Consider the following 21,926-nt stretch of genomic DNA (forward strand, 5'->3'; position numbering starts at 1 on the left):
GTGTCCGGGAATGGCGGAAGACGGGAACGGCGGCTTCCGGGCGCACGCGCTAACCGCACGTTACGCTGCCTGGAGAGAGCAGGGCAGCGCTTTCGGGTGACGATCGTAGGACTCTTGCCGTGGACGGTGGTACTGTGCGCGCTTCATTGATCCAACTCTCGGTCTCCGACACCGAGCCCGCCGACGAGCGGCGGGCCAGGGCTGCCGCCCTGGTCCGGGCCCAGCGGGGTGCCGACCTGGTGGTCCTGCCGGAGCTCTGGGCGCTTGGCGGCTTCGCCTACGACGCGTGGTCGACCGGTGCCGAGCCGCTCGACGGGCCGACCTCCGACGCGATGGCGGCGGCTGCGAGAGCGGCCGGGGTGTGGCTGCACGCGGGTTCGATCGTGGAGCGCGACCCGGACGGGCCGATCTACAACACCTCGCTGGTCTTCGCGCCGGACGGCGAGTTGGTGCACACCTACCGCAAGATCCACCGCTTCGGGTTCGACAGCGGCGAGGCGGTCGTGATGGGCGCGGGCCAGGAGATCGTCACCGCCGCCACCGACTTCGGGGTGCTGGGCCTGGCCACCTGCTACGACCTGCGCTTCCCCGAGCTGTTCCGGGCGCTGCTGGACGCCGGCGCCGAACTGCTGGTGGTGCCCGCGGCCTGGCCGGAGCGCCGCCGCGAGCACTGGATCCTGCTCAACCGGGCCCGGGCGGTCGAGGAGCAGGCCTTCGTCCTGGCCTGCAACACCGCCGGGACGCACGGCGGTGTCGAGCAGGCCGGCCACAGCATCGTGGTGGACCCGTGGGGCCGGGTGCTGGCCGAGGCGGGGCTGGGCGAGGAGGTGCTGGTGGTCGAGTTCGACCCGGCCGAGGTGGCCAAGGCCCGGGCCGACTTCCCGGTGCTGCGGGACCGGCTGCTGGGGATCCCGGCGCCGGCTCAGCGCTGACGGCACCGGTGCGGCGCTGACGGCCCGCCCGTCGGCCCCGCCACCGCGACCGGCCGCGCCGGCTCCGCCCTCCGCTCCGCGCCGTCGCCACGCGCCGTCGCCACGCGGCCCGGGCGGGCGGGGCCCCGCGGCGTCCGGTTTTCGGGTGTTGGTACCCCTGTGCACCGCATGGGCAAGTTTGAGAAGATGAGCGGCCGTCGTGTTCCAGCCCCGCCGGGAGGAGGTCGCACGCATGTCGGACACAGGCACGGGCGACAGCCGCTCCGCCATCCACCGCAACAGCCTCCGCGAGCAGATCGCCGGAGCGCTGCGCGAGGAGATGATGGCCGGCCGGCTGGCGGCGGGACGCAACTTCACCGTGCGGGAGATCGCCGAGCTCTACGGCGTCTCGGCGACCCCGGCCCGCGAGGCGCTGGTGGACCTCGCCGCCCAGGGCCTGCTCCGGGCCGAGCACCACCGGGGTTTCACCGTCCCCGAGTTCGGCTGGGACGACTTCGTGGAGATCTTCGAGACCCGCACGCTGCTCACCGACAGCGCCCTGCGCCGGCCGGCCGGCTGGGTCGCCTCCTCGGACGGGAGCCGGCTGCCGTCGCTGCGCCGGCGGGCGGACGCCGCGGCGCGGGCCGCCCGGGCCGGGCAGCTGGACGTGATGGTGGGCTGCGACCGGCGCTTCTGGCAGGAGGCGGGCGCCCTGCTCGGCAACCGGCGGATCGCCGACTACCTGGACTGGCTGCGGGTGCAGTCCTGGATGTTCGCGGCGCCGTACCTGCGCGCCCTGCCCGACCTCGCCGGGGTCTGCTGGGACGGTCACGACGCCTTCGTCGACGCGGTCGAGGCCGGGGACGTGTCCGCGGCCCGCCGGGTGATCGCCGAGTACAACCTGCTCACCCTGCGCCTGATGGCCGGGCTCGCCGGGCACGATCCGGAGAGCGTCGGGGTGCTCGCGCTGTTGACCCGGGCCGCTCACCGGCAGTCCGAGCCCGCCGCCGACCGCCCTTCGGCGGAACAGTCCGTCGGGCAGTCCGTCGGGCAGCCGGTGGGCCGGACCACCGGGCTGGGCGCCGGCCGGCCCGCGGCCCAGCCGACCGGCCAGATCGCGGCTCAACCGGCCGGCCAGCCTGCCGGCCAGCCTGCCGGCCGGAGCGCCGGCCGGGCCGTCGCACCGATGCCGGGCCGGGTGCTCGACCTCTCCCGCGACCTCGGGCTCGGCCTGGTGCCGCAGCCGCGCTCGATGCCGTTCGGCGGCTCCGAGCAGGCCCTGCCCCCGTCCGAGCCGGACTCGCGGCGCACGCCGGGCCGGTAGGGTGGCGGTCGCTGAACCGACCGCACCCGTTCGTCGCCCGCCATCGCGTGCGGCGTCGCCGCCCGAGAGGAAGAGCCGGCTCATGGCCTGCGACCTCTGGCTCGTCCCGCTGGTGGACGTCCTGAGCCACAGCCCCGAGAACCCCTTCCGGGACGACCTCGTGGTCTACAACGCCGCTCTGAACGCCCACGGGCTGCCCGAGGTGCCGGTGTACCAGTACGTGCCGGGGATCAGCGGGGCGGTGGAGCCGATAGCCGCGTTCGACTACGACTCGCTGCACTTCCTGCGCCGGGCGTACCTGCTGGGGCTGACCGGGTTCGAGATCACCCCGGTGGACGCGCTCGGCGGCGACTACGAGCAGCTGCTGGAGATGTTCGAGAGCACCGCCGAGCAGTCCCACCTGGTCTGGCACTTCGACCACGCCGGCGCGTACGTGCCGATCGAGTTCGCCGTCCCGCTGGTGGACGACGCGCTGCTCGCCTCGGGCGGCCCGCTGGGCTCCACCCAGGGGCTGCTGCGGGAGCTCCAGGCGGTGGCGCCGGTGATCGGCATCAACCCGATGGACCCGCCGGCGCCGACCAGGCCGCTCGGGCCGACCGGCCTGGAGCAGCCCTTCGGGCCGCCGCTGGACGACGTCCACCCGTACGCGCGCGAGCGGCACGCCTGGGCCGGCCTGTACGCGGCGGCGACCCGCAGCCTCACCCAGGGTTCGATGATCGTTTTCGCCTGAGCGGTCCGCCGCGCCGGGGCCGCCCGCTCGGGGGCCCAGGCCCACCGCAGGTCCACCCCGGGCCCACTCCGGGCCCGCTCCGGCGCGGTGCGGGCCCGGAGCGGCTGCCCCGGGCCCGGCGGTCAGCGGAGCGGACCCTCCGGGGGACGCTGGCGGGGCATGGTGGGGCGGGTCCCCGGCGAGGGCAGGATCCGGACCTGGGCGCCGCTGCCCGACTCCGTCCGCCCGCCCCAGGACCCCGCGCCCTGGGTGGGCAGCTGGGTCATGGTGGCGCGGAACTCCAGCATCCACTCCGAGGTCTCGCTGCGGACCATGTCCGAGACGTCCTCGCAGAACCGGCGCAGCACGCCGAGGCAGCGCTCGGCCGCCTCGCCCGCGGTGCCCTCGGTGGGGCCGAGCACCTCCCGGACGCACTCCGAGGCCCAGTCGAACTGGAAGGCCTCCAGGCGCCGCTGCAGGGCCTGCGACGTGCTCACGTCCCGCATCCAGCCCGAGGTCAGCCCGAAGACGCGGTCGGCGCCCAGGCAGGCGGCGGCGAGGGCCAGGCCGACGTACCCCCAGTGCGTCGCGTGGGGCAGCACGCCGGTCAGGTCCACCAGCGGAGCGGTCGCGCCGGCCACGGTGAAGGTGGCGGCGCCCAGGCGCAGCAGCCGCGCCCAGCGGCGCTTGGCGAGCCGGTCGCGCCGGTACCAGTCGATCGCCTCCACGGCCCGCTCCTCCGACCAGCGGTAGAGCTCCTCCAGCCGCTCGGCGGGCTCGCCCCAGTCGCCCAGGGGGAACTGGCGGGCGCTCAGGTCGGTACGGCGGCGGGTGGAGGCCCGGCGCGGGGCGGCGGCGGCCGTCGCGGGCGGGTCCTCCTCACCGACGTCCTTGCCCCAGGCACTCTCCTCGGGCTGCATTTCCGGCTGGCTCACCTGTGGGGCTCCCTGTGGCGGGCTGACTGCTGGGTCGACTACTGGTGTCCGGACCACGAACGGTCCGGACTGCCGGTGGTCCGCACGGCCCGGGCTGCGGGCCGTGGGCTTTCGGAAGCCCGGGGGGAATCATCCGGAAGGAGCACTTCCTGACGATTCGTCCCCTGACGGTTCGTGAAGTCCTGCTGGTGCGGCGGACGCGCGGGGCCGTCGGGCGGGTGTGGGCCGCCGGCAGGTCCGTGTACCGGCACATCGCCGGTGGTTGTCCAACAGCACTTCTTACCGCCAAATGGCTGACCGTGGGGCTGCTTCGACAATGATCGTTACCGGAAATGACCTCAGGATCCCGAGGTGGGAGGGTTGCGGGGGTCGGCGAGATTTCACCCTTCCGAGCGAGGCGCCGGTGACCCGCTGTCCTGACCCGGGCACCCGCTGCTCGCCCCGGGCCGCCGGCCGCCGGCCGCTCCTGGATGTTCCTCCAGGTGAAGGCGGTCTCCGCGGGCGCCCCCTCGGAGCTCGCGATGAGACCGGAGAGCGATCCGATCGCGTCACCGACTACCCTTGCCAACCGTGAAGGTCCTCGTCATCGGCGGCGGCGCCCGCGAACACGCCCTGTGCCGCTCTCTGTCCCAAGATCCCGCCGTCACCGAGCTGCACTGCGCCCCGGGTAACGCCGGGATCGCGCAGGTGGCGACGGTCCACCCGGTCGACCAGCTGGACGGTGCGGCCGTGGCCGCGCTCGCCCGGCTGCTCGCCGCCGACCTGGTCGTGGTCGGCCCGGAGGCCCCGCTGGTCGCGGGCGTCGCCGACGCCGTGCGCGCGATCGGCATCCCGGTCTTCGGCCCCTCCGGCCCGGCCGCCCAGCTGGAGGGCTCCAAGGCCTTCGCCAAGGACGTGATGGCGGGCGCCAACGTGCCCACCGCCCGTTCCTACGTCTGCACCACCGAGGCCGAGGCGGCCGAGGCGCTGGACGCCTTCGGCGCCCCCTACGTGGTCAAGGACGACGGCCTGGCGGCCGGCAAGGGCGTGGTGGTCACCTCGGACCGCGCCGAGGCGCTGGCGCACGCCGCCTCCTGCGAGCGGGTGGTGATCGAGGAGTACCTGGACGGCCCCGAGGTCTCGCTCTTCGCGATCACCGACGGCACCACCGTGCTGCCGCTCCAGCCCGCCCAGGACTTCAAGCGGGCCCTGGACGGCGACGAGGGTCCGAACACCGGCGGCATGGGCGCCTACTCCCCGCTGCCCTGGGCCCCCGAGGGGCTGGTGGAGGAGGTCCTGGAGACCGTCCTGCAGCCCACGGTGGACGAGCTGCGCCGCCGCGGGACGCCGTTCTCCGGCCTGCTCTACGCCGGGCTCGCGCTCACCTCGCGCGGCACCCGCGTGATCGAGTTCAACGCGCGCTTCGGCGACCCGGAGACCCAGGTGGTGCTGGCCCGGCTCGTCACCCCGCTGGCCGCCGTCCTGCACGCCTCCGCCACCGGCACCCTGGACCAGCTGGAGCCGTTGCGCTGGGACGAGGGCGCCGCCGTCACCGTGGTGATCGCCTCGGAGGGCTACCCGGCCGATCCGCGCACCGGTGACCCGATCGAGGGCCTCGCCGAGGCGGAGTCCGCCGACGGCACGGCCTACGTGCTGCACGCCGGCACCCGTGCCGACGAGGACGGCCGGGTGCTCAGCGCCGGCGGCCGGGTGCTCTCGGTCACGGCGACCGGTACCGATCTCGCCGAGGCCCGCGAGCGGGCCTACGACGCGCTCGCGCTGATCGGCCTCAAGGGCGGCCAGCACCGCACCGACATCGCGCTGAAGGCGGCCCGGGCGTAGCTCCCGGCCGAGTCGAGCCGGCCCGGGCCCCGTGCCCGGGCCGGCTTTCGCGTACCGGCGTACCGACCGGCCTTCTCGTGTCGGCGTACCGGCTGGCCCGCGATCGAGTGCCGGGGTCCGCGTACGGCGGGCCGCCCGGTCGCGGTCGGCTTCCCGGAACCCGGGGGTGGGGACCCTCATGGCCGCAGCAGCCGCGGCCGCTTCCGGGAGTGCCAGCTGCCACACCGATCAGCCGTCGGATTCCACCAGTTCGAGTGACAGCATCCTCGTCCGGCTGACGTGGTCCGGCCATCGGCCTTATGGTGCGCTGGATCGCAGTGCCACGGGCCGTGCCGCGATGATCGTCACCAGGTGGCGGGGCCCGTGCGGGGGGATGCTGGGGGGTGCGTGGCCCGGCGTGCCGGTCCGGTCCGGGCCCGCCATGCACCGGAGCCGGACAACGGCGTCCGGAATGCGTGCGCCGTCACTGGGACGAGTGGAAACCGGGGCGATCCGGAACACCCACATGCACGCGGGCGTCAAAACTGTCAGAAGCGCCACGCAGGATGCACAGCCGGGGTCGGATACCGCCGTTCCCGGTCGGAACTGATCGTTTCGAGTCGGCCCGGTCGTCCTGACAAGGCGCCCGGGGACTCCGAAGGGGGTGCCGCACCGTATGGCCGCTGTCGAGACCGCACGCGCCCGCGCCCAGGCGGTGCTGCGGGTCCGTGGCCGGGCCGTGGCGCTCGCCGTGCTGCCGGCCGCCGCCGCGGTGGTGCTGCTCGCCGGGCGGGTCACCGGCCGGATCGGCGCGCCGGGTTCGCCCGACGCCCCGGCCTGGGACGCCGTCCGCTGGGCGGTCTGCGCGGTCGCCGCGGCCACCCTGCTGCTGGCCGCCCTGGTGGCCCGCGCGCACCGGACGGCCACCCCGCCGCAGACCCCGGCCGTTCCGCTCTCCCGGGCGGACGCCCCCGAGCTCTACCGACTGATAGGCGAGCTGGCGGACCGCCTGGAGGTCCCGGCGCCGTCCGCCATCGCGCTCACCCCCGACTGCGACAGCTGGCTGGAGGAGGTGCCGACGCGCCGGTCCCGGCGCCGCGGCGGGCAGGCGCAGCCGCCCGCGCCCGTCCTGGTGATCGGCTCGCCCTTCCTGTGGTGGATGCGGGCCGGTGAGCTGCGGGCCCTGCTCGCCCCCGTGGTCGCGGGCACGGCCGCCGCCGCCGACCGCGACGTCGCGGCCGCCCGCCGCTTCGTCCGCGCGCTGGACGCGAGCCTCGACTCCGGCGCCCGCTCCGACCTCGGCCCCGGCCCGGACGCCGCCCGCCCGGCCCGCCGCGGCAGCCGGGTCCTCACCGACCCGATCACCCGGCGGATGCTCGGCGCCTGCCGCGAGCACTCCGCCGAGTTGGAGCGGGCGGTCGCCGCCTGCGCCTCCGAGCAGGCGAAGGCCGTCGACCACGGGCTGCGGATCGCCGCCCAGGAGCAGGTCGGGCTGGCGTACGCGGGGTGAGACCGGCTGCTCACCAGGGTGGCCCTGCCGGCCTGGAAGCTCGGCCGCCACCCCTGTCATCTCAACGCCGGCGTGGTCTCCGCGCTGACCGAGCTCTCCCGCCGCGACCGGCTCGCCGCCGACGGCTACGGCAGCCGGCTCGGCGACCGGCCCGCCTGCGACCTGCTGGAGGAGCCCGGCGCCGTCGACGCCGCCGTCTCGCTGCTGGCCGCCGAGCTGTTCTTCGGGCTGCCCGCCGCGGCCGACGCACCCCCGGCGCCGGCCGCGGGCCCCGGGGGCTGGCGGGAGCTGGACTGGGCCGACTACCCCGCCGAGGTCGTCGACCTCGGCTGGCGGGCCCGGGCCGCCGCGCTGCAGACCGCGCTGGACCGGCTGGCCCCGCAGGCCCGCCCCGGCGCCCCGACCCTCACCCGGCTGCTGACCCGGCTCGCCGAGGGCGACGGCGAGCCGCTGGCCGCCGCCCTGGCCAGCCAGCTGGCCCGGACGGGCCGCCCGCTCTCCCCGCTGGAGCCCGCCCGCAGCGGTCGCGACCTGCTGGTCGACCACGTCACCGCGATGGTCTGCTGCGCTGCCGTGGACACCGCCGGCGGCACCCCCGGCCTGGACTGGCTGGACGGCCCCGTGCTGCTGGTCGGGGGCGTGCGCCGCACCGACCTGGCCGAGCCGGTCGCCCAGGCCGTCGAGCAGGGCCAGGACGGCCCGCTGCGGGCCTGGCTGGACGCGGCCGGCGTGCGGCTGGAGAAGCCCGTACGGCTGTGAGGGCGGCGGCCGGTCCTCCGCCGGGAGCCGCCCGGGGCGGCGCACGCCTCAGGGGTGCGCGCCCCCGCGATCCCGGTGTTCCCGCAGGACAGCGGCCTCCGCGGGGGAGCGGAACGGATTGTCGGACACTAGTTGCTACCGTGAGGCTACGCAGCGCCAGCACTCTGTGGTGTGCTAGACCGCACGCACATCCGGGTGGCACATGCCGACCCGGTGGAGGTGCACCTGTGGGAGGGGCGCGTGGGGACCGAGCTCAACCGTCGCTGGGAGTCCGGGACGCAGGCGCACGGCGTCAGCGACCCCTTCGGCCAGGGCCCGCTGCCCTGGCTGCGCAGCCCCGACCAGTACGTCGCGGGCACCGGGGAGGCCGTCCCCTGGTACGTCTCGCTGAACGCGCCCGGCCAGCAGCCGCTCACCGGCGCCAGACCCAGACCCCCGGTGGGGACGCCCGCCAACTCCGACGACGTGGACCAGCAGATCAAGGGCTTCGCCTCGGCCGGCGTGGTCCGCCCCGGCGGGTCGGTGGACTTCCGGGTCACCGTCCGCCCGCCGCGGGAGTTCACCGTCGACGTCTACCGGATCGGCCACTACGCGGGCGACAACGCCCACCACATGACCTCCAGCCCGCTGATCGCCGGTCTCGTCCAGCCCCCGCCGCTGGTGGCCGGGCGCACCGTCTCCTGCCACCACTGGTGGCACTCCTGGCGACTGCAGGTCCCCGCGCACTGGCGTCCCGGCGCGTACGTCGCGGTGCTCACCACCAGCGACAACCTGCACCGCAGTCACATCCCCTTCACCGTCCGGGACTTCGACGACCAGACGCACAGCGCCGACCTGCTGCTGGTGCTCCCGGACGTCACCTGGCAGGCCTACAACCTCTTCCCGGAGGACGGCCGGGACGGCGCCAGCCTGTACCACGCCTGGGACGGCGAGGGCGGGCTGCTGGGCGAGCGGGAGGCGGCCGTCACCGTCTCCTTCGACCGCCCGCACGCCGGGGCCGGCCTGCCGCTGCACGTCGGCCACGCCTACGACTTCATCCGCTGGGCCGAGCGGTACGGCTACGACCTCGCCTACGCGACCGCCACCGACCTGCACGCGGGCCTGGTCGACCCGGCCCGGCACCGGGCCCTGATCTTCCCGGGCCACGACGAGTACTGGTCCGAGCCGATGCGCCGCACCGTCGAGCGGGCCAGGGACGGCGGGACGTCGCTGGTGTTCCTGTCCGCCAACACCATGTACTGGCGGGTCGAGCTCTCCGCGGCGGCGTCCGGCGAGCCGCACCGGCTGCTGAACTGCCGCAAGCGTCAGAAGGTCCCGGCCGGCAGCCCGGCCGCGGGGGTGGCCGGCAGCCAGAGCGCGCTGTGGCGGGACGCGGCCGAGCCGGAGCAGCACCTGCTGGGCATCCAGTACGCGAGCCGGGTCGCCGCCCCCGTCCCGATGGTGGCGCGCAACACCGAGCACTGGCTCTGGGACGGCACCGGCCTGGGGGAGGGCGACGAGCTGCCCGGCCTGGTGGCCGGCGAGGCGGACCGCTACTTCCCGAAGGTGGCGCTGCCCGAGCACACCGAACGGGTGCTGCTGGCGCACTCGCCCTACCGGGACTCCGCCGGGCGGCTCCGGTTCCAGGAGACCTCGCTGTACCGGGCGCCCAGCGGCGCGTACGTCTTCGCGGCGGGCACCTTCGCCTGGTCGCCGGCGCTGGACCGGCCGGGCCACACCGACGAGCGGATCCAGCGGGCGACCGCGAACCTGTTGGATCGTCTGTGCAAGGAGGGGCGCGGGCCGGACGACCTTGGGTGAACGGACAAGTGGCCTCGTGAAAGACTCGGCCCACCGACCTCCCCCTTCGCGCCCCCCTGAGTACGCGAACCACCCTGAGGACTGAGACGACCTTGAGCGGATTTGTCACCAAGCCCGAGCCTGTCCAGGTACCCGGCCTGATCCACCTGCACACCGGCAAGGTGCGCGACCTGTACCGCGCCGAGTCGGGCGAGCTGGTGATGGTCGCCAGCGACCGGACCTCGGCGTACGACTGGGTGCTGCCCAACGACATCACCGACAAGGGCCGCATCCTCACCCAGCTCTCGCTGTGGTGGTTCGAGCGGATCGCCGACATCGTCCCCAACCACGTGATCTCCACCGAGGTCCCGGCCGGCGCCCCGGCCGACTGGGCCGGCCGCACGCTGATCTGCCGCCCGCTGGCGATGGCGCCGGTCGAGTGCGTGGCCCGCGGCTACCTGACCGGCTCCGGCCTGCTGGAGTACCGCAACGACGGCACGGTCTGCGGCATCGCGCTGCCCGAGGGCCTGGAGGACGGCTCCGAGCTGCCCAGCCCGATCTACACCCCGGCCCTGAAGGCCGAGGTCGGCGAGCACGACGAGAACGTCAGCTACGAGGAGACGGCCCGCCGGATCGGCGCCGACCTGGCGGCCGAGCTGCGCCAGGTCACGCTGGCCGTCTACGCCCGGGCCCGGGACATCGCCCGCGAGCGCGGGATCATCCTGGCCGACACCAAGTTCGAGTTCGGCCTCGCCGACGGCGAGCTGGTGATCGGCGACGAGGTGCTCACCCCCGACTCCTCCCGGTTCTGGCCGGCCGACCAGTGGCAGCCGGGCCGGGCGCAGCCCTCCTTCGACAAGCAGATCATCCGCGACTGGCTGACCTCCCCGGCCTCCGGCTGGGACCGGCACGGCGAGCAGGCCCCGCCGGCGCTGCCCGCGGAGGTCGTCGAGCGGGTGCGGGCCAAGTACGTCGAGGCGTACGAGCGCCTGACCGGCACCGACTGGGTCTGACGCCCGGGGGCGCCCGTGGGCCGGCCGGCTCAGATCCAGCCGTGCTCACGGGCGATCCGCACCGCCGCGTGGCGGTTCTCCGCGCCCAGCTTGGCGGCGGCGGAGGAGAGGTAGTTGCGGACGGTGCCCTGGGAGAGGGCCGCGCGTTCGGCGATCCCGGCGATCGAGGTGCCGTCCGCGGCCAGCTCCAGCACGTCGGTCTCCCGCGGGGTCAGCGGGGTCGCACCGGCCGCGATGGCGTCCGCGGCCAGCTCCGGGTCCACGTACCGGCCGCCGGCGTGGACGGTGCGGATGATGCCGGCCAGGTCGGCCGCCGAGACGGTCTTGGGCAGGAAGCCCCGGACACCGACCTCCAGGGCGCGCTTGAGGTAGCCCGGGCGGCCGTGCCCCGTGACGATCATGGTGCGGCAGTCCGGCAGCAGCCGGCGCAGCTCGGTGGCCACCTCGATGCCGTCCAGGCCGGGCATCTGGAGGTCCAGCACGGCCACGTCGGGCCGGTGCGCCTTGGCCATCGCCAGCGCCTCGGGGCCGGACGCGGCCTCGGCGACCACCGTCAGGTCGTCCTCCAGGGCGAGCAGCGCGGCCAGCGCCCCCCGGATCAGGTGCTCGTCGTCGGCGAGCAGGACGCGTACGGGGGGCGGTGCGCTCGGCGCCGTCGGGATGCTCATCAGGGGGTCGTCTCCAGTGCGTTCGGGCCGCCGACGGCGCCCAGCGGGACGCTCGCCCGCAGCAGGAAGCTGCCCGGCCGGGCCGGCGGCAGGTCGAGGGTGCCCTCGTGGGCGGCGAGGCGCTCGCGCAGCCCGCGCAGGCCGGTGCCGTTGCCCGGTCGGGCGGGGCGCGCGGGGGCCGGGACGCCGTCGTTCTCCAGCTCCAGCACCGCCCGGCCGTCGGCCAGTCGCAGCCGCACCGAGCAGTGCCCGGCCTCGCTGTGCCGCAGCACGTTGGTGGTGGCCTCCCGCAGCACCCAGCCGAGGACGGACTGGACGGGCCCGGTGAGGTCGTCCGCCGCGTCCCCGAGGTCCGTCTCGCACTCCACGCCGGCCGCGCGCAGCACCGCGCGGGCGCCGATCACCTCGGCGTTCAGGTCGGCGGTGCGGTAGCCGCGGACGAGGTCGCGGACCTCGCGGTGGGACTCCTGGGCGATCCGCTGGACCTCGGTCATCTGGTCGGCGGCCTCGGGGCGTCCGCGCCGGGCCAGTTGCACCGCGAGCTCGCTCTTGAGCGCGATGGTGGTGAGGTTGCGCCCCATCACGTCGTGCAGGTCCCGGGAGAAGCGCAGCCGCTCCTCGGCCACCGCCAGCCGGGACTGCGCCTCGCGCGCGGCGTCGAGCTCCCAGACCACGCCGAGCAGCCAGGCGAAGCTGCGGCAGCTGGCGCCGAGCAGCGGCAGCAGGACGGCCAGACCGACCACCACCCCCGCGGTGGTGCCGGCGTCGACGCCGGTCAGCAGCAGCGGCGGGGCGAGCATGGTCAGCCCCAGCAGGCCCTGCCAGGCGATCGTGCGGGGCGGGCGGGCGACGCTCAGCGGGCCGAACCACAGGATGAGCAGGGAGCCCCCCAGGGTGGCCGCGAGGGCCCCGCGGTCGGTGGCGCCGCCCCCGGCGGTCCGGCCGACGAGCAGCACGGTGACCCAGATGCCCACCAGGGTCGCGCCCGCGGTGACGGCGAGCCGGCGGTCGATCGCGCTCGGGCGCCCGAGGTAGTGGTCGACGGCGGCCCCGAAGCTCCTGACGGACAGCCAGGTGAGCACGGAGCAGAGCAGGACCAGCCCGCCGATGACCGGGGCGGGCGGCCCGTACCGCTTCGCCCCCGAGCCGAGGGCGAGCAGGAAGCTCAGCGGCTGGGCGAGCGCGATGAGGTAGAGCGACCAGCGCAGGTAGAGCTCGGAGCGGTGCGGCTTGCCGAAGCTCCTCCAGCGCCGCACCGGTGCCAGGACGTCCATCTCGTGCGCTCCCCCTGCTGCCATGACCGTGCCGCCTGTCTTCCTATCAGTGGGGGTGTGGGCCGGGCCAGCGGCGGTCAGCGGCGGGGCTCCCAGCGGAACGCGCGCAGGGCGCCCCAGATGGCGAGGGCGGTCCAGGCGCCGCCGACGGCGAGGTGCGGCGCGGCCTGGGCCCAGGTGCCCGCGAAGCCCGTCGCGGGGTCGGAGCCGTCGGTGCCGAACCAGCCGATCCGCACCAGCGCGAAGGCCGGGGTGGTGGGCAGCAGCCGGCAGAGGTCGGCGGCCCGCTCGGGCATCGCCTCCAGCGGTACCAGCAGGCCCGAACCGAACTGGGTGATCAGCATCACCGGCAGGGTGGTGATCCCCGCGGTCTCCACCGTCCTGGTGAAGGTGCTGGAGAGGGCGGCGAGGGCGATCAGCAGGATCAGGGCGAGCGCCAGCCCGACCGCGATCAGCAGCGGGTTCGCCGGCCCGGGCAGGTGCAGCAGGACGGCCCCGCCGCCGGCGACCAGCGCGCTCATCACGAGTCCGAGCACCACCGAGGGGGCGGCGGTGCCGCCCAGGATCTCCGGGTCGGTGGCCTCCCCGGTGCGCAGCCGCTTGAGGACGAGGTCGTTGCGCCGGGCGACGTAGGCGCTGGTGAGGTTGTAGTAGACGACGAACATCAGCACGAAGCCGAGCAGACCGGTGACCAGTGCGGCGTCCAGGTCGAGTGCGGGGTGGTCCTGCTTCTGCTGCTCCAGGAGGCCGCGCAGGGCGCCGATCATCAGCAGCGGCAGGGTGAGCGCGATGAACACGGCGCTGCGGTTGCGCAGCAGCAGGGTGGCCTCGGCCCGGCCGAGGGCCAGGATCCGCCCGGCCGCGGTGGTGGTGGCCGGCCCGGCGGCGGGCGTGGCGGTGGTCGCGGCGGTGGTCATCGGGCACTTCCGATCAGCTTGCGGAGCGGGTTGCGGCGGGCGGGCACGCCGGGCGCGTCGGGTGTCGGGGCCTCGCCGGCCTCGGCGGCGATGGCGAGGAAGGCCTCCTCCAGCGAGGCGCTGCGGGCGTCGAGCCCGGCGAGGGCGACGTCGTGCCGGGCGGCCCAGCCGAGCAGCTCGGTGAGGGTGGCCTGCAGGTGCGGGGTCTGGACGGTGATCCGGCGCCCGTCGGCGCGGACCTCGGCGCCGGCCAGCGGGGGAACCGCCAGGTCCGCGTACTCCCTCTCGCGCTCGGGGAGTTCGAAGGAGATCCGGGAGGGTCGGCCGGCGATCACCTCGGCAACCGTCCCGGTGGTGACGATCCGGCCGCGGTGCATGATCGCCAGGCGGTCGGCCAGCTCCTCGGCCTCCTCCAGGTAGTGCGTGGTGAGCAGCACGGTGGTGCCCCCGGCGCGCAGCTCGCGGACCAGGCGCCAGGTGGCCGCGCGGGCCTCCGGGTCGAGGCCGGTGCTCGGCTCGTCCAGGAAGAGCACCTCGGGGCGGCCGAGCAGGGCCACCGCGAGGTCGAGGCGACGGCGCTCGCCGCCGGAGAGCTGTTTGACCCGTACCCGGCGCCGGTCGGCCAGCCCGACCAGCTCCAGGGCCTCGTCCAGCGGCCGGCCGCCGTCGCCGGGCCCGGCGCCGCTGGTGAGGCCGGCCCAGCAGCGGCCGGTCTCGGCGACGGTGAGGTCGCCGGGGAACCCGCCCTCCTGCAGCATGATGCCGATCCGGGGGCGCAGGGCGCCGCGCTCGCGGTACGGGTCGCGGCCCAGCACCCGGACCATCCCGCCGGTGGGGGCGGCCAGGCCCTCGATGAGTTCCATGGTGGAGGTCTTGCCGGCTCCGTTGGTGCCGAGCAGGGCGAAGAGCTCGCCGCGGCGGACGGTGAGGTCCACGCCGCGGACGGCGTCGAAGCCGGTGCTGTCGGCCGGTCCGTAGCGGCGGTGCAGCCCGGCGACCTCGATCACGTGGTCCGCGGCTGGCTGGCGGTGGCTCGTTTCCATGGCTCAAGCGTTCCGCGGGCCGGCCCGCGCGGTCAGTGCGCGCTGTCATCGGACGCGGACGCGTATTCACGGGCGGGCCGTGACAATTGTCATGGTCCTCGCGGCCGCGGTGCGGGGCGGCGGCGTCGGGACGGAGCACCGGAGCGCGGCGGCGACACCGGCCGGAACGACGAAGGGCCCCCTCGCGAGAGGGGGCCCTTCGACTCATGGAGCGGACGACGAGATTCGAACTCGCGACCCTCACCTTGGCAAGGTGATGCTCTACCAACTGAGCCACGTCCGCATGCTGAGCTATTGAGTTGTGCGTACTGCGTGTGCACTGTTCGTGCATACTGCGAGCGGACGACGAGATTCGAACTCGCGACCCTCACCTTGGCAAGGTGATGCTCTACCAACTGAGCCACGTCCGCACGGTGCTTTGTAAGGCACCTGCCGCCTCGGCCGGAGTCCGGTTGCGGCGACGAGGAATACTTTACCCCATCGATCGGGGTGGTCGCCCCACCCTTTGCGGCGGGCGGGGCGACCGGGCGCTCCGGGAGGTCAGTTGGCCTCGGCGAAGGACTCGTAGACGTGCTTGGGGATGCGACCCCGGGCGGGCAGCTCCATGCCGCGGGACTGCGCCCAGGCGCGCACGGCGGCCGGGTCGGGGGTGAGGGCGGTGCGGCGGAAGGACTTTCCGGTGCGGCTCTGGCGGCGGCCGGCGGCGACGAACGGAGCGAGGGCCTCCCGCAGCTTTTCCGCGTTGTCCAGGGACAGGTCGATCTCGTACGACTTCCCGTCGACGCCGAAGTGGACGGTTTCCGCTGCCGCGCCGCCGTCCAGGTCGTCGGAGAGCGTGACAACTACACGCTGAGCCATGGGTGTCAATCCTCTCGGGCAATTCGGCCGCAGGGCGCGGGGTGCGCTCCTGAGACCCGATGTGCACCAGTCGCGCAAGCGCATACGGGCAGGCGGGATGCCAAGCCGGATACGCAGCACTTGCCGCAGCAGGTGGCCCTATTCTGCACCCGAAGCGGGGTGAAATCGAAGAGTCCTGCTTTCTTTTCCGGATATTCACGTGATTCACCGACGATCGGATACCGGCGGCACGGCATGGCCGATCTGTCCGGAGTGCCGGTATTCGGGTGTTCTTGAGAAGGGGTCCGAATCCGGCGAAATGGGGCGCCTTCGGGAGTGCCCGGGGCCCCGAACCCTTGGGGCGTAAGGGGCTGGGGTCTACGCGCGTTGCGACGGCCGGGCCGCAATCGGACCCCAAACCCCCGGTAGTCTGGAGTTCCCCCGCCTTCACGAGAACACCACCGGGAGTGCCAGTGGCACGCGTCGTAGTCGACGTCATGCTCAAGCCGGAGATCCTCGACCCCCAGGGACAGGCGGTGCAGCGTGCACTGCCCCGCCTTGGTTTCGCCGGGATCGCCGACGTCCGCCAGGGCAAGCGTTTCGAGCTGGAGCTGGAGGGCCCGGTCGACGACGCCGCGCTCGCCCGCATCCGCGAAGCCGCCGAAACCTTTCTTGCCAACACCGTGATCGAGGACTTCACCGTTCGAGTGGAGGAGTCCTCGTGACCACACGCGTCGGCGTCGTCACATTCCCCGGCTCGCTCGACGACCGCGACGCGCAGCGCGCGGTCCGCCTGGCCGGTGCCGAGCCGGTCGCGCTCTGGCACCGTGACAAGGATCTCCACCAGGTCGACGCCGTCGTCCTGCCCGGCGGATTCAGCTACGGCGACTATCTGCGCTGCGGTGCGATCTCCCGCTTCTCGCCGGTGATGGACACCATCATCGAGCAGGCGAAGCTGGGAATGCCCGTCCTCGGTATCTGCAACGGCTTCCAGGTGCTCTGCGAATCGCACCTGCTGCCCGGCGCGCTCACCCGCAACGACTCGCTGCACTTCATCTGCCGCGACCAGAAGCTGCGGATCGAGAACGCGAACACCGCCTGGACCCGGGATTACTCGGCCGGCCAGGAAATCGTCGTGCCGCTGAAGAACGGCGAGGGCCGCTTCGTCGCCGACGAGCACGTCCTCGACGAGCTGGAGGCCGAGGGCCGGGTCGTCGCCCGCTACCTGGACGTCAACCCCAACGGTTCGTACCGCGACATCGCCGGCATCACCAACGCCGCCGGCAACGTCGTCGGCCTGATGCCGCACCCCGAGCACGCCGTGGAGCCGCTCACCGGCCCGACCATCGAGGGCCTGGGCTTCTTCACCTCCGTACTGAAGCAGCTGGTGAACGCCTGATGAGCCTCGACACCGTCAAGAACGCCGAGCAGACCCCGGACGCCGCGCAGCCCTGGGCCGAGCTCGGCCTCAAGGAGGACGAGTACGCGCGCATCCGCGAGATCCTCGGCCGCCGCCCGACCGGCGCCGAGCTCGCGATGTACTCGGTCATGTGGTCGGAGCACTGCTCGTACAAGAGCTCCAAGGTGCACCTGAAGCAGTTCGGCGAGAAGGCGCCCGCCTCGGACGCCATGCTCGTCGGCATCGGCGAGAACGCCGGTGTGGTCGACGTCGGCCAGGGTTACGCGGTCACCTTCAAGGTCGAGTCGCACAACCACCCGTCGTACATCGAGCCCTACCAGGGCGCGGCCACCGGCATCGGCGGCATCGTGCGCGACATCCTGGCGATGGGCGCCCGCCCGGTCGCCGTGATGGACCCGCTGCGCTTCGGCGCGGCCGACCACCCGGACACCCGGCGCGTGCTGCCCGGGATCGTCGCGGGCATCGGCGGCTACGGCAACTGCCTGGGCCTGCCGAACATCGGCGGCGAGGTCGTCTTCGACTCCTGTTACCAGGGCAACCCGCTGGTCAACGCGCTCTGCGTGGGCGTCATGAAGCACGAGGACATCCACCTCGCGCAGGCCTCCGGCGCCGGCAACAAGGTCATCCTGTACGGAGCCCGCACCGGCGGCGACGGCATCGGCGGCGTCTCCGTGCTCGCCTCGGAGACCTTCGACGCCACCGGCCCGGCCAAGCGCCCGGCCGTCCAGGTCGGCGACCCGTTCCAGGAGAAGCTCCTCATCGAGTGCACCCTGGAGATCTTCGCCGAGAAGCTGGTGCTCGGCATCCAGGACCTCGGCGGCGCCGGCCTCTCCTGCGCCACCTCCGAGCTGGCCTCGGCCGGCTCCGGCGGCATGCGGGTCGAGCTCGACACCGTCCCGCTGCGCGACTCCTCGCTCTCCCCCGAGGAGATCCTGATGAGCGAGTCGCAGGAGCGCATGTGCGCGATCGTCGAGCCCGGCAAGGTCGACCGCTTCCTGGAGATCTGCGAGAAGTGGGACGTCATCGCCACCGTCATCGGTGAGGTGACCGAGGGCGAGCGCCTGGAGATCTTCTGGCACGGCGAGCAGGTCGTCGACGTGCCGCCGCGCACCGTCGCCCACGACGGCCCGGTCTACAACCGCCCGTACGCCCGTCCGAGCTGGCAGGACGCGCTGCAGGCCGACGCCCCGACCGCCGAGCGCCTGCTGCGCCCGGCCACCGGCGAGGCCCTCAAGGAGGCCCTGCTGCAGGTCGCGGGCTCGCCGAACCAGGCCTCCAAGGCGTGGATCACGGACCAGTACGACCGGTACGTCATCGGCAACACCGTGCTGGCCACCCCCGAGGACTCCGGCATGGTCCGGATCGACGAGGAGACCAACCTCGGCGTCTCGGTCGCCACCGACGGCAACGGCCGCTACGCCAAGCTGGACCCGTACGCCGGTGCCCAGCTGGCCCTGGCCGAGGCGTACCGCAACGTCGCGGCCGGCGGTGCCAAGCCGCTCGCCGTCTCCGACTGCCTCAACTTCGGCTCCCCCGAGGACCCGGACGTGATGTGGCAGTTCGCCGAGGCCACCCGCGGCCTGGCCGACGCCTGCCTGGTGCTCGGCACCCCGGTCACCGGCGGCAACGTCTCGCTCTACAACCAGACCGGCGAGGTCGCCATCCACCCGACCCCCGTGGTCGCGGTGCTCGGCGTCATCGACGACGTCACCCGCCGCACCCCGATCGGCTTCGCCGAGGAGGGCCAGCACCTCTACCTGCTCGGCGACACCGCCGACGAGCTGGGCGGCTCGGCGTGGACCCAGGTCGTCCACGGCCACCTCGGCGGCCTGCCGCCCAAGGTGGACCTGGAGCGCGAGCGGCTGCTCGGCGAGATCCTGATCGCCGCCTCCCGCGACGGCATGATCGACGCCGCGCACGACCTCTCCGACGGCGGCCTGGCCCAGGCCCTGGTGGAGAGCTGCCTCAAGGGCGGCAACGGCGCGCGCATCGTCGTGCCCGCCGAGCTGGACCCGTTCGTGTTCCTGTTCTCCGAGTCCGCCGGGCGCGCCGTCGTGTCGGTGCCGCGCAGCGAGGAGCTCCGGTTCAACGACATGTGCGGTGCGCGCGGCCTGCCGGCCACCCGCATCGGCGTGGTGGACGGCGACGTCCTGGAGGTCCAGGGCCAGTTCACCGTCTCGCTGGCCGAGCTGAAGGACGCCCACACCGGCGTCATCGAGGCACTGCTCGCCTGAGCGGGGCGGCTCGCCGAACAGCACAGCAGCCCGAGGGGCGGTCCGTACGGACCGCCCCTCGGGGCTTTCCCCGGCCGGTCGACCGGGCCCGGCCGCCCGGACGGCCGCGGCGCCCGCACGGGCCGGCGGGATAGCCTGCCGCCATGCCACCCAGGACCCGTAGTTACGACCCCGCGAAGGTGCGCACGGCGCTGGCCGGGCAGGTCGAGGCGCTGCGCGCCGCCGTCCGCGAGCTGTGCGCCGACCCGGCCGCCGAGCAGCTGCTCGCCCGCCCGACCCGGCTCGGCGGTTGGCGGGTCAGGGAGCTGGTGGCCCACCTCGCCCTGCAGATCGGCTGGGTGCCGCGGCACCTCGACGAGCCGCTGCGGGGCGCGCCGCCGATCGGCCTGGCGCAGTGGGCGGCGGGCGTGAGCGAGGTGGCGCCGCTGCTGGACGCCGGTACCCGGGAGTACACCGCGAGGGCCTTCGACGGCGGTCCGGCCGAGGTGTCGGCCGGGTTCGACCACGAGGCGGACGCCCTGCTGGCCCTGCTCGCCGGGCCCGAGGCAGCCGACCCGGTACGCCGGTTCGAGATCCGGCTGGGCTCGATGCTGCTCTCCGACATGCTGGTCACCCGACTGGTGGAGACCGTCGTGCACGCCGACGACCTGGCCGACGCGCTGGGCCTCGCGGACTTCGCCCACGACCGGCAGGCGGTGGCGGCCGTGGTGCGCCTGCTGGCGGACGCCCTGGCGGCCCAGGCGCCGGGCGGGGCGGTGGAGTTGAGAGTGCCGCCGTACGCCGTGGTGCAGGCGGTCCAGGGGCCCAGGCACACCCGCGGCACGCCGCCGAACGTGGTCGAGACCGATCCGCTGACCTGGATCCGGCTGGCCACCGGCCGCACCGGCTGGGCGACGGCGGTCGAGGAGGCACTGGTCCGTGCGAGCGGCGAGCGCAGCGACCTGAGCGGGCACCTGCCGGTGCTGGCCTGACGGACCTGCCGGCGGGGCCGGCGGCCGTGCGGGCGGACGCCGTGCGGGCGGACGCCGGTGGCCCGGGCCGCGTCGTGAGACGCCTGCCCGGGCCACCGGCCGGTCCGAGTACGGGTGCGGTCTCAGCCCAGCGTGTCGGCGGCGGTCGGCGAGCTGTCCCGCAGGAAGGTGGCGCAGCGCTCCGCCTCCTCCTTCTCGTCGATCGCGGCCGCGGCGCGCCCGAGGGCGTGCAGCGCGCGCAGGAAGCCGCGGTTCGGCTCGTGCTCCCACGGCACCGGGCCGTGGCCCTTCCAGCCGGCCCGGCGCAGCGAGTCCAGCCCGCGGTGGTAGCCGGTCCGGGCGTAGGCGTACGACTCGACGACCCGGCCGGCGACGAAGGCGTCGTCGGCGAGCTGGGCCCAGGCGAGGGAGGAGGTCGGGTACTTCGCGGCGACCTCGGCGGGGGAGGCGCCGCCGGCCAGCAGCTCCAGCGGGGCGGTCTCGGCGGGCAGGTGGGTCGGGGCCGGGCCTCCGAGGAGGTTCCGGCCCGCGATCGGGTTCTCGTGTGCGCTCATGCCCCCAGTCAACCACCAGCGGGGCGCGCGACCGCGGCGAAGGGGCGGACCGCCGGGCCGGCGGGGGCACGGCCTGTGCGCACACCCCGGTGGGGTGCGTGCGGGGTGGCGCGGTCGGGGCGGGTCCGGCGCCGGCCGGCCCCGGGTGCCCCGGAGGTCCTACTTCAGGCGGGTACCGGCCGAGCGCAGGCTCTGGGTGGCCTCGACGACGCGGGCGGCCATGCCGGCCTCGGCGAGCTTGCCCCAGGTGCGCGGGTCGTAGGTGTTCTTCTTGCCGACCTCGCCGTCGACCTTCAGCACACCGTCGTAGTTGCGGAAGACGTGGTCCACCACCGGGCGGGTGAAGGCGTACTGGGTGTCGGTGTCGAGGTTCATCTTCACGACGCCGTTCTCCAGCGCGGTGGCGATCTCCTCGGCGGTGGAGCCCGAGCCGCCGTGGAAGACGAAGTCGAACGGGTCCTTCTTGCCGTACTGGGCGCCCAGGGCGTCCTGCAGCTCGCGCAGCAGCTCCGGCTTGAGGACGACGTTGCCCGGCTTGTAGACGCCGTGCACGTTGCCGAAGGACGCGGCCAGCAGGTAGCGGCCCTTCTCGCCCAGGCCGAGGGCCTCGGCGGTGCGGACGGCGTCGTTGACGGTGGTGTACAGCTCGTCGTTGATCTCGTGCGAGACGCCGTCCTCCTCGCCGCCGGTCGGGGTGATCTCGACCTCAAGGATGATCTTGGCGGCGTGGGCCTGGGCCAGCAGCTCCTGCGCGATCGACAGGTTGTCGGCGAGGGTCTCGGCCGAGCCGTCCCACATGTGCGACTGGAACAGCGGGTTCAGGCCCTTGGCGACGCGCTCGGCGGAGATCGCGAGCAGCGGGCGGACGTAGCCGTCCAGCTTGTCCTTGGGGCAGTGGTCGGTGTGCAGTGCGACGGTGATGTCGTACTTCGCGGCGACGATGTGCGCGAACTCGGCGAGCGCCACGGCGCCCGTCACCATGTCCTTGTTGTGCTGGCCACCCAGGAACTCCGCACCACCGGTGGAGATCTGGATGATGCCGTCGCTCTCCGCCTCGGCGAAGCCGCGCAGGGCCGCGTGAAGGGTCTGCGTCGAGGTGACGTTGATGGCCGGGTAGGCGAACTTGCCCGCCTTGGCCCGGTCCAGCATCTCGTTGTAGACCTCGGGAGTTGCGATGGGCATGCGAATCCGCTCCTGTCGGGTTGCGGCGTACGGACGGTGATGTCCGACGCTGTGTACGCCTTCGGTACGACCTGAGGTACCGGGGG

18 protein-coding genes, 2 tRNA genes and 1 pseudogene are annotated in these 21,926 nt (G+C 74.2%); 11 read left to right on the forward strand and 10 right to left on the reverse strand.

The annotated features are described in order from the left end of the window. Nucleotides 1–134: 134 nt before the first annotated feature. From ACFTWP_RS22495 to ACFTWP_RS22505, 3 genes are all read left to right on the forward strand, one after another. Complete coding sequence (locus ACFTWP_RS22495; RefSeq protein WP_380266432.1) at nt 135–932, forward strand: carbon-nitrogen family hydrolase; 798 nt, start codon at nt 135–137, stop codon at nt 930–932. 232 nt (nt 933–1,164) lie between these two features. After that, nucleotides 1,165–2,235, forward strand: coding sequence for a GntR family transcriptional regulator (locus ACFTWP_RS22500; protein WP_380266433.1), 1,071 nt, complete (start codon nt 1,165–1,167; stop codon nt 2,233–2,235). Between the two features lie 82 nt (nt 2,236–2,317). After that, on the forward strand, nt 2,318–2,965 hold the full coding sequence (locus ACFTWP_RS22505; RefSeq protein ID WP_380266434.1) for a hypothetical protein: 648 nt from the start codon (nt 2,318–2,320) through the stop codon (nt 2,963–2,965). A gap of 122 nt (nt 2,966–3,087) precedes the next feature. Here the strand turns inward: ACFTWP_RS22505 and ACFTWP_RS22510 are convergent, their stop codons facing one another. Beyond that, a complete protein-coding gene (locus ACFTWP_RS22510) occupies nt 3,088–3,879 on the reverse strand; it encodes an SLATT domain-containing protein (protein ID WP_380266435.1) in 792 nt (263 codons plus the stop codon). A gap of 570 nt (nt 3,880–4,449) precedes the next feature. On the opposite strand from ACFTWP_RS22510, the gene purD reads away from it, so the two are divergent. From purD to ACFTWP_RS22530, 4 genes and pseudogenes are all read left to right on the forward strand, one after another. Further along, nucleotides 4,450–5,700 carry a phosphoribosylamine--glycine ligase gene (gene purD / locus ACFTWP_RS22515; protein WP_380266436.1) on the forward strand — a complete coding sequence of 417 codons (1,251 nt, stop codon included), beginning with the start codon at nt 4,450–4,452 and terminating at the stop codon, nt 5,698–5,700. Between the two features lie 655 nt (nt 5,701–6,355). Then, a pseudogene (locus tag ACFTWP_RS22520) lies at nt 6,356–7,948 on the forward strand (hypothetical protein). Nucleotides 7,949–8,188: 240 nt separating this feature from the next. Continuing rightward, complete coding sequence (locus ACFTWP_RS22525; protein WP_380266437.1) at nt 8,189–9,748, forward strand: N,N-dimethylformamidase beta subunit family domain-containing protein; 1,560 nt, start codon at nt 8,189–8,191, stop codon at nt 9,746–9,748. Nucleotides 9,749–9,840: 92 nt separating this feature from the next. Continuing rightward, nucleotides 9,841–10,740 (forward strand): phosphoribosylaminoimidazolesuccinocarboxamide synthase, encoded by a 900-nt coding sequence (locus tag ACFTWP_RS22530; protein ID WP_380266439.1) that lies wholly within the window; start codon nt 9,841–9,843, stop codon nt 10,738–10,740. Nucleotides 10,741–10,769: 29 nt separating this feature from the next. On the opposite strand, the gene ACFTWP_RS22535 is transcribed toward ACFTWP_RS22530, so the two are convergent. The 7 genes from ACFTWP_RS22535 to ACFTWP_RS22565 all read right to left on the reverse strand — a co-directional run bounded on the left by ACFTWP_RS22535 (nt 10,770) and on the right by ACFTWP_RS22565 (nt 15,500). Beyond that, nucleotides 10,770–11,408 carry a response regulator gene (locus ACFTWP_RS22535; RefSeq protein WP_380266440.1) on the reverse strand — a complete coding sequence of 213 codons (639 nt, stop codon included), beginning with the start codon at nt 11,406–11,408 and terminating at the stop codon, nt 10,770–10,772. Further along, nucleotides 11,408–12,706 carry a sensor histidine kinase gene (locus ACFTWP_RS22540; RefSeq protein WP_380266441.1) on the reverse strand — a complete coding sequence of 433 codons (1,299 nt, stop codon included), beginning with the start codon at nt 12,704–12,706 and terminating at the stop codon, nt 11,408–11,410. Before ACFTWP_RS22540 ends, ACFTWP_RS22535 begins: the two co-directional genes overlap by 1 nt. Nucleotides 12,707–12,759: 53 nt before the next feature. Then, entirely contained in the window at nt 12,760–13,599 is an 840-nt protein-coding gene (locus tag ACFTWP_RS22545) for an ABC transporter permease (protein WP_380266442.1), read from the reverse strand. Beyond that, nucleotides 13,596–14,642, reverse strand: coding sequence for an ABC transporter ATP-binding protein (locus ACFTWP_RS22550; protein WP_380266443.1), 1,047 nt, complete (start codon nt 14,640–14,642; stop codon nt 13,596–13,598). The genes ACFTWP_RS22545 and ACFTWP_RS22550 overlap by 4 nt, the downstream gene beginning before the upstream one ends. Before the next feature lie 207 nt (nt 14,643–14,849). Continuing rightward, a tRNA-Gly gene (locus ACFTWP_RS22555) sits at nt 14,850–14,925 on the reverse strand. 54 nt (nt 14,926–14,979) lie between these two features. Next, nucleotides 14,980–15,052: transfer RNA gene (locus ACFTWP_RS22560), tRNA-Gly, on the reverse strand. Between the two features lie 130 nt (nt 15,053–15,182). Then, complete coding sequence (locus ACFTWP_RS22565) at nt 15,183–15,500, reverse strand: Lsr2 family protein (RefSeq protein ID WP_073929152.1); 318 nt, start codon at nt 15,498–15,500, stop codon at nt 15,183–15,185. Nucleotides 15,501–15,952: 452 nt separating this feature from the next. Here ACFTWP_RS22565 and purS point away from each other — a divergent pair, with 452 nt between their 5' ends. The 4 genes from purS (at nt 15,953) to ACFTWP_RS22585 (ending at nt 20,104) form a co-directional block, all read left to right on the forward strand. Then, a complete protein-coding gene (gene purS, locus ACFTWP_RS22570; RefSeq protein WP_073929151.1) occupies nt 15,953–16,204 on the forward strand; it encodes a phosphoribosylformylglycinamidine synthase subunit PurS in 252 nt (83 codons plus the stop codon). Further along, nucleotides 16,201–16,878 (forward strand): phosphoribosylformylglycinamidine synthase subunit PurQ, encoded by a 678-nt coding sequence (gene purQ, locus ACFTWP_RS22575; RefSeq protein WP_073929150.1) that lies wholly within the window; start codon nt 16,201–16,203, stop codon nt 16,876–16,878. The genes purS and purQ overlap by 4 nt, the downstream gene beginning before the upstream one ends. Next, nucleotides 16,878–19,133, forward strand: coding sequence for a phosphoribosylformylglycinamidine synthase subunit PurL (gene purL, locus ACFTWP_RS22580; protein ID WP_380266444.1), 2,256 nt, complete (start codon nt 16,878–16,880; stop codon nt 19,131–19,133). The genes purQ and purL overlap by 1 nt, the downstream gene beginning before the upstream one ends. A gap of 143 nt (nt 19,134–19,276) precedes the next feature. Next, complete coding sequence (locus ACFTWP_RS22585; protein WP_380266445.1) at nt 19,277–20,104, forward strand: sterol carrier family protein; 828 nt, start codon at nt 19,277–19,279, stop codon at nt 20,102–20,104. Between the two features lie 122 nt (nt 20,105–20,226). On the opposite strand, the gene ACFTWP_RS22590 is transcribed toward ACFTWP_RS22585, so the two are convergent. Next, a complete protein-coding gene (locus ACFTWP_RS22590) occupies nt 20,227–20,658 on the reverse strand; it encodes a DUF3151 domain-containing protein (protein WP_380266446.1) in 432 nt (143 codons plus the stop codon). A gap of 159 nt (nt 20,659–20,817) precedes the next feature. Beyond that, complete coding sequence (gene fbaA / locus ACFTWP_RS22595; RefSeq protein WP_380266448.1) at nt 20,818–21,840, reverse strand: class II fructose-bisphosphate aldolase; 1,023 nt, start codon at nt 21,838–21,840, stop codon at nt 20,818–20,820. Between the last annotated feature and the right edge of the window lie 86 nt (nt 21,841–21,926).

Source organism: Kitasatospora sp. NPDC057015, from assembly GCF_042673745.1.
Taxonomy (GTDB): domain Bacteria; phylum Actinomycetota; class Actinomycetes; order Streptomycetales; family Streptomycetaceae; genus Kitasatospora.

Coding starts and splice junctions, on each gene's coding strand:
- ACFTWP_RS22500 (WP_380266433.1), top strand. CDS start 1,165: ATGTCGGACACAGGCACGGGCGACAGCCGCTCCGCCATCCACCGCAAC.
- ACFTWP_RS22505 (WP_380266434.1), top strand. CDS start 2,318: ATGGCCTGCGACCTCTGGCTCGTCCCGCTGGTGGACGTCCTGAGCCAC.
- ACFTWP_RS22535 (WP_380266440.1), bottom strand. CDS start 11,408: ATGAGCATCCCGACGGCGCCGAGCGCACCGCCCCCCGTACGCGTCCTG.
- ACFTWP_RS22540 (WP_380266441.1), bottom strand. CDS start 12,706: ATGGCAGCAGGGGGAGCGCACGAGATGGACGTCCTGGCACCGGTGCGG.
- ACFTWP_RS22545 (WP_380266442.1), bottom strand. CDS start 13,599: ATGACCACCGCCGCGACCACCGCCACGCCCGCCGCCGGGCCGGCCACC.
- ACFTWP_RS22550 (WP_380266443.1), bottom strand. CDS start 14,642: ATGGAAACGAGCCACCGCCAGCCAGCCGCGGACCACGTGATCGAGGTC.
- ACFTWP_RS22565 (WP_073929152.1), bottom strand. CDS start 15,500: ATGGCTCAGCGTGTAGTTGTCACGCTCTCCGACGACCTGGACGGCGGC.
- purL (WP_380266444.1), top strand. CDS start 16,878: ATGAGCCTCGACACCGTCAAGAACGCCGAGCAGACCCCGGACGCCGCG.
- ACFTWP_RS22585 (WP_380266445.1), top strand. CDS start 19,277: ATGCCACCCAGGACCCGTAGTTACGACCCCGCGAAGGTGCGCACGGCG.
- ACFTWP_RS22590 (WP_380266446.1), bottom strand. CDS start 20,658: ATGAGCGCACACGAGAACCCGATCGCGGGCCGGAACCTCCTCGGAGGC.
- fbaA (WP_380266448.1), bottom strand. CDS start 21,840: ATGCCCATCGCAACTCCCGAGGTCTACAACGAGATGCTGGACCGGGCC.